The sequence below is a fragment of the Blochmannia endosymbiont of Polyrhachis (Hedomyrma) turneri genome, assembly GCF_000973505.1.
In the GTDB taxonomy this organism is placed as follows: Bacteria; Pseudomonadota; Gammaproteobacteria; order Enterobacterales; family Enterobacteriaceae; genus Blochmanniella.
Genome location: NZ_CP010048.1, coordinates 128,146 through 141,758, shown reverse-complemented (window position 1 = coordinate 141,758; position 13,613 = coordinate 128,146). Strand labels below are relative to the sequence as shown.

The window sequence follows — 13,613 nt, the reverse complement described above, 5'->3', positions numbered from 1 at the left end:
TGATCATCCTAAATAAACATTCGCGCTTCTCCTTTTCCAAAAATATTTTCTAAACAACGAGAACATATATCTGGATAAGAACCAACAATTCCAACATCTAAAGTATAATGCCAACAACGTTGACACTTACTTCCTACTGCCTTTTCTAAACCAATACTCAATCCTTCCATTACGTTCTGCCTATATACACTCTTTTTTTCATTTAAATCATAGAAATCAACCACCCTTGCTGATGATGTCAAAAAACCAAAATGTAACTCATGACCTAACTGATTTAATAACGCTGATAACTTTGACTGTGCGTATAAAATAATTCCTGCCTCTAATGAGGAACCAATATATCCATCTTCACGCGCCTTTTCAAGAACTTTATTAACTTCACCACGAATTTGTAAAAACAGATTCCAGTAATTTTCATTCATTATTTCAGAGGCATCCATACTAAATAAACCATCATACCACTCCTCCACGAAAACATGCAGTGAACGTTCTCCGGGAATATAACTCCAAATTTCGGCCGCGGTAAAAGAAATAATAGGAGCAATCCAACGCACCATGGCCTCAATAATATGATATAACGCACTTTGCGAACTTTTTCTAGCAATACTATTCTTTTTAACTACATATTGACGATCTTTAATAACATCTAAATAAAAAGACCCCAACTCTACTGAACAAAAACACATAATCCTTTTAACTATATTATGAAAATTATAATTTTCATAATCTGAAATAATATCTAATTGTACAGATAAAGCACGACTAACAATCCAACGATCTAGAACCACCATATCTTCAGGATCAACAATATCTTGATTGGGATCAAAATCGCTAAGATTACCTAAAATAAAACGCACAGTATTCCGAATTCTACGATATGTAATAGTAGAAGATTGTATATTTTCATCAGAAAATACCATTTCTGTAGTATAATCATTAGAAGCAATCCATAAACGCAAAACATCTGCACCAAATTTATTTACAATCTCTTGTGGATTAATAACATTACCAACAGATTTAGACATCTTTTTTCCCTGAAAATCTACACTAAATCCATGAGATACAATTAATTTACAGGGAGATTGTTCTTTTATTATCAAAGATAACAATAAAGCAGACATAAACCACCCACGATACTGATCAGATCCCTCTAAATATATATCAGGTATACTATTTTTAAATTCATCACGAACATAAGCAATTGCCGAAAAATACGTGGAACCAGAATCAAACCAAACATCAAGTACATCATATACTCTATTATATTCATTCACATCACTCCCTATAATATCCTCAGGATTTAAATCCCACCACGCTTGCACACCAAATTTTTCTACCATTCTTGCTACTATCTCTATTAATTCTACGGTACGAGGATGTAAAGTCCCATCTTGTTTATGTAAAAAAACAGTTATTGGCACCCCCCACCGACGCTGACGTGAAATACACCAATCTGGTCTATTGAGAACCATTGATTTCATGCTTGATTTTCCATTATTTGGGATCCAACACATATCATCTATCGCACTTAAACATTTCCGCCGTAAATCACAGTGATCTAAACTAATAAACCATTGAAAAGTAGCACGAAATATTATTGGAGTTTTATGCCGCCAACAATGAGGATAGCTATGTTCCCACTCCTCAAAATATAAAAGTGCTCCACATGTTCTCAATAAAGAAATAATTACATGATTAGAATCAAATACTTTTAAATTATCCAAACAAGATAATATATTACATTTATAATGACCATAAGAATCAATTAAATTAAAAATTTCTAAATGATACTGTTGGGCTACATTATAATCCTCTATTCCATGCCCAGGCGCAATATGTACTACACCAGTACCAACAGTTGATAATACATAATCAGCAAGAACAACAGGAACATCAAATGACATAAATGGATGTTTAAATAACGACCATTCTAAATGTTTCCCTTTAATAACACCAAAAAGTTTATAATTTAAATAACCCAAGCGACGAATAACATCATCTAATAATATTACAGCAACAATATAACACTTGTTATGTATTTTCACTAAACAATAATCATATTCTGGATGTACAGCAAGAGCACGATTACCAGGCAATGTCCATGGAGTAGTAGTCCATACTATAAACGAAATGGAATATTTAAAATTCACACATCCAAACTTAATTGAAAGACCATAACTATCAAATGCAATAAACTCTACATACACAGAAGGAGATATATGATTTTTATATTCTACTTCCGCTTCTGCTAAAACAGAACAACAATTAATACACCAATGCACAGGTTTAATACCTCTATACAAATAACCTTGATCAATGACTTCACCTAAACATCGAATTATATTTGCTTCGGTAACAAAATCCATAGTTGAATAACTACCGTCCCAATCCCCCAAAACACCTAATCTGATAAAATCTTTTTTTTGTTGATCAATCTGCGTATATGCGTATTGCCGACACATAAAACGAAAATCTCTATCACTTATTTCATTATCACAATCACACTTATTACTAATAATTGATTCTTCAACTTTTAACTCAATAGGCAAACCATGACAATCCCAACCAGGAATATATGGAACATCATATCCCATGAAATTCCTTGATTTAACAACAATGTCTTTAAGAACTTTATTAACCGCATGACCAAGATGAATCTTCCCATTAGCATAAGGCGGCCCATCATGTAAAAAAAACATATTCTTGCCATGTTTTACAATGCGAAGTATTTTATACAAGTTGTGATTGTACCAATTTTCTAATATCATAGGCTCGCAATTTAACAAATTCCCACGCATTGAAAATTTTGTAACTGGTAAATTTAAAGTTTTTTTATAATCAATCATAATAATAATAACACCTAATTTCTGAAATTATTTTTTGAAAAAAGAACATTAAACTACTTACTATTAAAATATTTTCTAACATTCATTACATCATATTTAATTTGATCTCTCAATTCTGAAATTGATGAAAATTTTTGTTCATTACGAATTTTAGCACGTATTAATACCTGAATATAACAACCATATACATCAATTACATGATCTAGTAAATACACTTCTAATCTTGGTTGACGAAATCTGTGAACTGTAGGACAATTTCCAATATTTGCTACCCCTAATAACGATAAATGATCAGATATACCATACACCTCTACTGCATATACACCATTGATCGGCAACCTTTGCGATTTTTTTAACGATATATTCAATGTCGGAAAACCAATAAAAGTACCTAATTGCGACCCATGCATCACGCGACCAGATATTGAATAAACATGCCCAAGCAATATCTCGGCATTCCCCAATCTGTCCTCCACTAATGCATTACGTATAGCAGTGCTACTTATACGATCCCCACAATTATCAATACAAGTATTAATTTTCATAACTTCAAACCCAAAATTGTAACTCATTTTTTTTAAAAAATTAAAATTACCCTGACGATTAGCACCAAAACAAAAATTATCACCAATGTATATTAATCTAACATTTAATTTTTTAACTAAAATATCAGAAATAAATGCACACGGTGAAAGAGATGAAAATTTTGCATTAAAAAATACACATAACAACATATCTATACCAGCATTAGATAAATATTTTACTTTATCACGCAAGGAAGTTAATCGCACAGACATACCAAAAAAATATTCTTGTGGTTGAGGTTCAAAAATCATCACCATGATTGGCAATCCACGATTTATCCCAATTTGTTGTAATTTTAAAATTAATAACTGATGTCCACGATGAAAACCATCAAAATTACCAATGGTCAATGCACAACCACGATGACAAGATCTTAAATTATGAATACCACGAATAAACTCCATTATCATTTAATACCAAAATAATACTCTAACACTACAGAATCAAAGATAAAAAAATTAGAAATTCATTTGCCAACATTAACAAATATATTTATCATTTATAATCAAAATGATATTTCGTTAAAAATATACTACTGCTAGCTACATACGTATATATATTACGTATAACTAATATTAATTACTAATTACATAACACTTGAAATTTGGAGCAATAAAATTATGCCTAATATTCAATCAGCAAAAAAACGAATGATACAATCTCTGAAACGAAAAAAACATAACACCAGTCAACGATCAATGTTACGTACTTTTATAAAAAAAGTATTAAATGCTATCAATTTAGGAAATAAAAACACAGCAAAAAACGCATTTTTTAACATGCAAATAATCATTGACAGATTAGCTAACAAAAAATTAATTCATAAAAACAAATCCGCTCGTCATAAATCAAAATTAATAAAACGTATTAATAATATGAAATAAAAATATTAGCTCGTTAAATCATCAAAAAATTTTTTTACTCCATCAAAAAAACTCTTTGACCGCGGACTATTTTGATTAATACCATTCGGTCCACCGAAACTATCCGATAGTTCCCTCAATAATTGTTTTTGTCTGTCATTAAGCCTTACCGGGGTCTCCACCACTACTCTACACAATAAATCACCTTGACCACCACCTTTAATAGACCTCACACCTTTACCTCTCATCCGAAACAACCGTCCAGTTTGCGTTTCTGAAGGTATTTTTAACTTAACACGACCATCCAAAGTTGGAACCTCAATTTCACCCCCTAATGCTGCCATAGCAAAATTAATTGGTACCTCACAATACAAATTCTTCTCTTCTCGACTAAAAATAGGATGCTTACGAATTTGTACCTGTACATACAAATCACCAGAGGCCGCGCCGTGTTCACCAGCCTCTCCTTCACCAGATAAACGAATTCTATCACCAACATCAACGCCAGAAGGAATTTTAACAGACAAAGTTTTAAATTTTTCAACCCTACCATGTCCACGACAATTATTACACACTTCTTTAACAATTTTACCATGCCCGCGACAACCTGGACAAGTCTGCTGCACAGAAAAAAAACCCTGACGTATTTGTATTTGACCTTGACCACGACAAGTTGAACACGTAACAATGGATGCAGCTGACCTAGCTCCAGTACCACGACAAACATCACATTTTGCTAAAATTGGAATACGAATTTCTTTGGTTATACCACGAACAGCTTCCTCAAGACTAAGCGTCAAATCATATCTTACGTCTGACCCCCGAGAAGCCCGTTTCCGCCGTCCACCACCGAAAATATCGCCAAATACATCACCGAAAATATCACCAAAATCAGCCTCTCCAGTATTATTGCCACTCATACCACCTTGCTCAAAAACAGAATGACCATACTGGTCATATGCCGCCCGCTTTTGAGCATCACTTAAAACCTCATATGCTTCTTTAATTTCCTTAAATTTAGCTTCAGCAGTAACATTTCCTGGATTCCGATCTGGATGAAACTTAATCGCCAAACGTTTATAGGACTTTTTTATTTCACGCTCATCCGCGTTTTTAGAAACACCTAAAATCTCATAATAGTCCGATTTTGCCATCCTTTTTTTCCTTTCACTGCTTTTTATCCATTGGTATTATATGTTTCTCATCTATCTCTTACAATACGTAAATCACTAACATTTATTACAATATATAAAAATAAATTACTTTTTATTTTTTACCTCTTCAAATTCAGCATCAACAACATCTCCCGATTTTTTAGAATTCCCATTCGCAGCTGTTTGAGATTTATTGTCAGACTGTTGCTTTTCTTGAGAAGCTTCTAATAATTTAGAAGAAGATTTAATTAAAACCTGTATTTTATCTTCAATATCATTCTTGTTTTCACTTTTAACTACAGATTCTAAATTTTTTAAAGCATCTTCAATAGATTTTTTATCTTCAGATGATATTTTATCTCCCAATTCTGATAACTGTTTTTTAGTACTATGTAACAAATGATCAGCCTGATTACGCGACTGAACTAGTTCTTCAAATTTCTTATCAGATTCAACATTAGCTTCAGCCTCACGAACCATTTTTTGTATCTCTTCTTCATTTAAACCTGAAGACGCCTTAATAGTGATTTTTTGCTCTCGTCCACTATTTTTATCTTTTGCAGAAACATGCAAAATACCATCCGCATCAATATCAAAAGTAACCTCAATTTGAGGAATGCCACGCATGGCTGGAGAAATGCCATCCAAATTAAATTGCCCTAATGATTTATTATCACCAGCACGCTTCCGTTCACCTTGTAAAACATGAATAGTTACTGCAGACTGATTATCTTCTGCTGTAGAAAAAATTTGACTATGTTTGGTTGGAATTGTGGTATTTTTAGCAATTAAAGAAGTCATAACACCACCCATTGTTTCAATACCTAACGATAATGGTGTGACATCTAACAACAACACATCCTTAACATCACCTGATAATACACCTCCTTGTACAGCAGCACCAATCGCAACAGCTTCATCCGGATTAACATCCTTACGAGGTTCTTTTTTAAAAAATTCAGATACTTTTTTTTGCACCAACGGCATACGAGTCTGCCCACCAACTAAAATAACATCATTAACATCATGAATAGACAAATTAGCATCTTTTAAAGCTACTGTTACAGGATCCAGAGTATTATTTACTAAATCTTCTACTAATGACTCTAATTTAGCGCGAGTAATTCTCAAATTCATATGCTTAGGACCAACACTATCTGCTGTAATATATGGTAAATTAATATCAGTCTGATGAGCAGAAGATAATTCTATTTTTGATTTTTCAGCTGCTTCCTTCAAACGTTGCATAGCTAATGGATCATTGTATAAATCAATATTTTGTTCCTTTTTAAATTCCGACACTAAATAATTAATTAATCGACTATCAAAATCTTCCCCTCCCAAATGGGTATCACCATTTGTTGCTAAAACTTCAAAAGTTTTTTCACCATCTACACTATCAATTTCAATAATAGATATATCAAATGTACCGCCACCCAAATCGTACACTGCAATAGTACGATTACCAGTTTCTTTATCTAAACCATAGGCTAAAGCTGCAGCAGTTGGTTCGTTAATAATACGTTTTACCTCTAAACCCGCAATACGACCTGCATCCTTGGTGGCTTGACGTTGAGTATCATTAAAATATGCTGGAACTGTAATTACCGCTTCAACAACCTGTTCACCAAGATAATCCTCTGCAGTTTTTTTCATTTTTTTTAAAATCTCAGCAGATACTTGCGGAGGAGCTATCTGTTGACCTTTAACATCCAACCAAGCATCCCCGTTATCAGAAGAAATAATCTTATACGGCATAATACTAACATCACGTTGTACTTCTTCATCTTGAAATCGACGACCAATTAGACGTTTAATAGCAAATAAAGTATTTTTCGGATTAGTAACAGACTGTCGCTTAGCCGGTTGCCCAACCAACACTTCACCATCTTGTGTATAAGCAACAATGGAAGGGGTTGTACGATCACCCTCGCTATTTTCTATAACACGAGGTTTATTACCTTCAATGATCGCCACACAAGAATTGGTTGTACCCAAATCGATACCAATAATTTTTCCCATCTAAACATCTCCATTGAGACCAGATTTATCGTAAGATTGATATGAGGCCAAAAAGATTCTTTTCAACCTCAAAAAAAAGTTTGTTTGCAAAGTTTCATTAACATTTCACTAATTATATTAGTAAATTTAAAAATACATCAAAAATATCGCCTACAATATATAAAATGACAATTATCAATCATCATTATATAAATCGCCACACAACAAAAAGTATCTAACTACACAAATAAAAATTAAATATTATATTGTTCATCAATACAAACATTTATAAAAATCAATTTCATGTTACATGTTCTATCATAAAAAATAATCAAAAGAACTATAAAAAACAAAGAAATTAATCACGTTATATAAATACTAATATTTTAAATCTAACATAAATTCACGAAATAATTCAAAATTATTAGGCATTCGTACAGATAAGGATGGTGAAAAAATACGGGAACTCAAACAATCAGGCAATAACACACTTGCAATATTTTTATCCAAAATAGTATCCAGAATATCTTTAAATTTAGCAGGATGAGCTGTACCAAGAAATAACCCATAATCACCACATTTCAACTCATTGCGTAATAAATAATAAGAAACAGCTGCGTGCGGCTCAGATAAATAACTATAATCATTAAACATACCAGATATAGTATCACAAACAATAGTATCATGAACAGATCCATAGGACAATTCAGATAAATTCCAATTTTTATTTCTGAATAACAACATTATTCTTTCCCAATTACTGGGCACACTAACATCCATAGCATTAGATAAAGTAGGAACAGTGGCACGAGGCTCCCAAGAACCAGTGGAAAGAAATCTAGGAACAGTGTCATTAATATTAGTGGCAGCAATAAAACGTTTAATAGGTAACCCAAGAGATTTAGCTAATAAACCGGCAGTTAAATTACCGAAATTACCACTAGGTACAGAAATGATTATCTTATTTCTTAATAATGGAGGTAATTGCGCTACAGCTTCAAAAAAATAACAAACTTGAGCTAATAATCGACAAATATTCATAGAATTAGCAGAATTTAAAAATAACTTTTTATTAAGTAAATCGTCGCTAAAAGCCTGTTTGACTAGCAATTGACATACATCAAAATCACCATTTACTGCTATAGTATGAATATTCCCACCTAACGTGGAAAATAACTTTTCCTGCAAAACAGAAATCTTGTTTTCCGGATATAAAATAACCACTTGAATATTATCTACATTATGAAATGCATGCGCTACTGCTGCACCAGTATCACCAGATGTAGCAGTTAAAATAGTCATATACGATAATTTTACATATTTATTAATTTCAATTAACATTTGAGCCATAAAACGAGCACCAAAATCTTTAAAAGCTAATGTTGGCCCATGAAAAAGCTCTAATACAGCAATATTATCATCAATCCACAACACCGGAACAGGAAATGTAAATGAAGAAGACACACAGTTCAATATCTGATTTTTTGACAATATTCCATTATTAATATAAACAGATAAAATTTCTACACTACGAGTAATAAAATCCATATTCAATAAATCATCAATCTCAGAGTTAGTAAATTCAGGCAAATATGATGGAAAAAATAATCCTTGATCTCGACCAAGGCCATAAATTACTGCATGAGAAAAATCCACTAAACTATCATTAGGATGTTTTATATTATAAAATTTCATTAAACTACTCCGATAATATTTGTACACCAGAAAAATTTAAACGACAAACACATACAAATCCTTCATCATTTTGTAAATAACGCCCCGATAACAAATTAGCTACATTATTAGCAATAAGTTGATCATTAACTACACAAAACAATGTTGGCCCAGAACCTGAAATTCCACATATTAATGCACCAAGACTTATCACCTCCTCTCGGATAGAAAAAAAATCTGGTAATAATTGAGAACGATAAGGTTCACTAATAATATCCTTCATCATATTAATTGCTAAAGATTCTTGATCGGTATAACATGCATGTACAAAACCTGACAAATAACGACCATGTGTAATACAATCATTTCTATGATACTGTATAGGTAACATAGAACGAGCCTCTAAAGTAGAAATCTTAATACCTGGATAAGCCATAACCCATAACCAATCTGAAAAAATTGGAATTCGTTGACTAATAATAGAACTTGTCTGTAAAATAATTTGCACGCCTCCTAAAAAACAAGGGGATACATTATCAAAATGTACTTCACCAGAAATTTTCCCCTCCATCTCGCCCATCAGCATTAATAATTGGTGATTACTTAACAAATTCCCTGAATAATGATTCATAGCTACTAACGTGGCTACTATTGAACACGCACTGGAACCAAGACCAGAGCTAATAGGAATATTCTTTTCCAAATAAATAGAAACAGGGAAATCTTCTCCAACACATGCACAAAAATATTTCCAAGAATGATACACAATATTATTTTCAACCTCTGTAGGTAACTCATGGAAAAACTTTCCAGAAGTATATAAACTAAAAGAATCAGACCTCTCCACAGAAATAATATCACCCAATAAAGCACCATCTATCGGTAAAATACCTACTCCAAGCACATCAAAACCTACACCAATATTACCAATAGAAGCTGAAGCATATACTTTAATCATTTTAAATACCCCACTTTCCACGACAATGTGCGTAAAATATCAGCAAATACACCTGCAGCTGTAACATTGTTACCAGCACCATAGCCACGTAACACTAATGGAATCGGCTGATAATACCTAGTAAAAAAAGTTAAAGCATTTTCACCATCTTTAATCTTAAAAAGTGGATTTGTATCATCTATAGATTCAATACGTACTCGACAATGTCCTTGATTAATACTACCCACATAACGTAACACACGACCTAATTTATGTGCTTCTTGTACTTTAACAAGAAAATCATGATCAAAAAAAGAAAGTTTTTCTAAAAAATCACTTAAATTTTCTTCATCAATATCAACATTAGATACCACCGGACAAACATATATATCATTTAATTCCAATGAATAACCAACCTCTCTGGCTAAAATCAACAACTTACGAGCTACATCCATACCTGAAAGATCTTCACGAGGATCAGGCTCAGTATAACCTTTTTCATGAGCAGTCAATATGGATTGAGATAAAGGCATACCCTCATCTAATTTTCCAAAAACAAATGATAATGAGCCAGATAATATTCCAGAAAAATATGTTAATTCATCACCCGCATGTAATAAATTTTGAAGATTTTCTATTACTGGCAATCCAGCACCAACATTCGTATCATATAAAAATTTACGATGCGTTTTCAAAGCAGTAGTACGAATTTGACGATAATATTCCATAGAACCAGTATTAGCTTTTTTATTAGGAGTAACAACATGAAATCCACTTTCTAAAAAAAATATATATTGATTGGCAATATCAATACTATTAGTACAATCCACAATTACCGGATTAAATAAATGATGTTGATTCGAAGAATTAATAAAATTATTTATATGAAAACTTTCACCAAATTCTAATAAAGAAGATTTCCAACAGCTTAAATCAATGCCATGAAAATCAAGCAACATAGATTTAGAATTAGCAATCCCACAAATACGTAAATCAATATGTTTATCCATTAACCATAAATATTGACGATGAATTTGTTCTATTAAAGCACTGCCAATACCACCTACACCAACAATAAATATTTCAATTATTTGATTAGTATTAAATAACATTTGATGCGCAATCCGAACTCCAGTATTAATAGTACTATTATTCACAACCACTGAAATAGAACGTTCCGACGAACCTTGAGCAATGGCAATAATATTTATATTAGCATGTGATAAAGCATTAAACAACTTACTAGATAAACCAACTTGAGTACGCATACCATCTCCAACTACTGAAATGATTGCAAGACAATCCATAATATCTAAAGGTTCTAATAAACCATCTTTTAGCTCTAAAAAAAATTCATCTTCTAATGCTTTACGTGCAACTAATAATTCATAATTAGGTAAACAAAAACTAATACTATATTCTGAAGAAGATTGAGTAATTAAAATCACTGAACATGAAGCGCGCGACATAGCTAAAAAAACACGTGCCGCTATACCAATCATCCCTTTCATTCCAGGACCAGAAACATTTATCATCACTATATCATTTAAATAAGTAATTCCTTTTGCTGAATTAATATCTAATTTCTCAGAATTAATAGGACCGATAAATGTTCCAGAAGACTGAGGATTGAAAATATTTTTGATAAAACAAGGTATCTGAAATTGTGCTATTGGCATAATTGTCCGAGGATGTAAAACTTTTGCTCCAAAATATGAAAGCTCCATAGCTTCTTGATATGACAATGAACTTAATAACTGTGCATCAGGAACTTGATGGGGGTCACAAGTATACACACCATCTACATCTGTCCAAATTTCACAACATGTTGCACCTGTACAAGCTGCTAATACAGTAGCTGAATAATCAGAACCATTTCTACCTAAAACTACTAATTCACCATGTTCATTACCTGCAATAAAACCCGGCATTAAAATAATACTATTATTATTATGAATAATATAATCTTGAATACGACGAGTAGATTCTTTAATATCAACCATTGATGCTAAATAACTCCCATATGCTAATAACTTTTTCACAGGATTAATAATCGTCACACTAAACCCGCGTGAAACCAATAAAGCTTCCATAAAAACAATAGATAATGTTTCACCCAAAGAAATAATACTAGCATTGATACTATCAGGACAGTGCCTTAATAAAAATACACCATGCAACAAATTTTTAATTTTATTAAATTTTTTATCTAAAATAATACGCAAATTTAAATGATTAAAATTGGGCTGCAATTGAACCATATCAATTAATAATTGATTAAAAATAGATTCAATTTTTCGAAAACATAACACATGATCTATTCCGTTTAATGTATTCTCAACTATAGCCACTAAATAATTAGTAACAAACGCTGGTGCTGATAATACCACCGCTACTTGATCCTGACTAATTTTACTCTCAAGAATATTAACAACATGAATAAAACAATCAGCATCAGCAAGTGAAGTACCTCCAAATTTCAGCACTCGCATTCTTTTAATCTCCTAAAAAATGTTAAAATAAATTATACACAAACATAATAATACATATAGAAAAAGACAAAATCTTCATATTTATATATAACAATCGTCATAATCATATATACTATAACCATATTTATAATTACGTATACAAAAAATAATTTAATCATTAAATATCATATAAAAATATGATTAATTTATAGTCTCATTATATCCATACATAATCTCCAAAGTATTTATACTAAAATAATTCATAATTAACATTACATAAAATACATTGTTATATTAAATATAAATTTCAAATAAAACACTAATACAAACATAAAAATAATTTCAATATCATTAAAATTCAAACTATTCTATATTATCTATTTAATAAATAATATATCAAATATATACTACTAATAAATAAAATCTTTAAATACAATTAAAATTAAACCATAAACTAGTAATAGTAGTATCAAAAAAATAATATATATTATATTCAAATCCCAAAATACATTCAAAAATTATTAATTATTATTATAAATATTATACCATCATGGACATAACACTCTATTAATCACCAATGAACATACAATAAATCTCACTCTTTTAATAAAATATCATTTTCATAAAAATAATCACTGAATAATTTATACCCACTTAATTTATTAAAATTAATCCAAATAAAATAATACATATAACATGAAAATGATCGAAAAACATTGATGGATTTTATACTATATTGTGCATAAGTTCAAAATTAATTTTATATATAAAAATATATTACAAATATATTTTTTAAAAATTATCATTTAAAATATAATTAAAAAATTCATTAATAAAATAATCATTCATATTAAAATTTTTATAATATCTGTTTAATAATTATTATTTACTAAATAATATTCTATTTATATAAATATAATTAACAATAAAATACGCGATATTTACCGATATAACACTTCTTAATAATTTTAAAAATTACAATTATTGCATTACATATAATATCAATTAATTAAAAATATCACTAAATATAAATATAATTTAACAAATCAAAAACACACGTAATTATAGTTAAACAGCAATTC

Annotated in this window: 8 protein-coding genes; 1 reads left to right on the top strand and 7 read right to left on the bottom strand. The window is 30.8% G+C overall.

Translation table 11 applies throughout. The annotated features are described in order from the left end of the window. Positions 1-8: 8 nt before the first annotated feature. Together ileS and ribF are read right to left on the bottom strand one after the other, a co-directional pair. The gene (gene ileS, locus BTURN675_RS00550; protein WP_046288651.1) at positions 9-2,846 is read right to left on the bottom strand and encodes an isoleucine--tRNA ligase; all 2,838 of its coding nucleotides are present in this window, start codon (positions 2,844-2,846) and stop codon (positions 9-11) included. Between the two features lie 53 nt (positions 2,847-2,899). Next, positions 2,900-3,835 carry a bifunctional riboflavin kinase/FAD synthetase gene (gene ribF / locus BTURN675_RS00545; RefSeq protein ID WP_046288650.1) on the bottom strand — a complete coding sequence of 312 codons (936 nt, stop codon included), beginning with the start codon at positions 3,833-3,835 and terminating at the stop codon, positions 2,900-2,902. 216 nt (positions 3,836-4,051) lie between these two features. On the opposite strand from ribF, the gene rpsT reads away from it, so the two are divergent. After that, positions 4,052-4,315, top strand: a complete 264-nt coding sequence (rpsT, locus tag BTURN675_RS00540; protein WP_046288649.1) for a 30S ribosomal protein S20 — start codon at positions 4,052-4,054, stop codon at positions 4,313-4,315. Positions 4,316-4,320: 5 nt separating this feature from the next. Here rpsT and dnaJ read toward each other — a convergent pair whose 3' ends face one another. The 5 genes from dnaJ to thrA all read right to left on the bottom strand — a co-directional run bounded on the left by dnaJ (position 4,321) and on the right by thrA (position 12,552). Continuing rightward, positions 4,321-5,448 (bottom strand): molecular chaperone DnaJ, encoded by a 1,128-nt coding sequence (gene dnaJ / locus BTURN675_RS00535; protein WP_046288648.1) that lies wholly within the window; start codon positions 5,446-5,448, stop codon positions 4,321-4,323. Positions 5,449-5,553: 105 nt separating this feature from the next. Further along, positions 5,554-7,470: a molecular chaperone DnaK gene (gene dnaK, locus BTURN675_RS00530; protein WP_046288647.1), complete on the bottom strand. Its 1,917-nt coding sequence runs from the start codon at positions 7,468-7,470 to the stop codon at positions 5,554-5,556. A 357-nt stretch (positions 7,471-7,827) separates the two neighbouring features. Beyond that, positions 7,828-9,144 (bottom strand): threonine synthase, encoded by a 1,317-nt coding sequence (gene thrC, locus BTURN675_RS00525; protein ID WP_046288646.1) that lies wholly within the window; start codon positions 9,142-9,144, stop codon positions 7,828-7,830. Between the two features lie 4 nt (positions 9,145-9,148). Further along, positions 9,149-10,081, bottom strand: coding sequence for a homoserine kinase (gene thrB, locus BTURN675_RS00520; RefSeq protein ID WP_046288645.1), 933 nt, complete (start codon positions 10,079-10,081; stop codon positions 9,149-9,151). Next, positions 10,078-12,552, bottom strand: coding sequence for a bifunctional aspartate kinase/homoserine dehydrogenase I (thrA, locus tag BTURN675_RS00515; protein WP_046288644.1), 2,475 nt, complete (start codon positions 12,550-12,552; stop codon positions 10,078-10,080). Before thrA ends, thrB begins: the two co-directional genes overlap by 4 nt. Positions 12,553-13,613 lie beyond the last annotated feature (1,061 nt).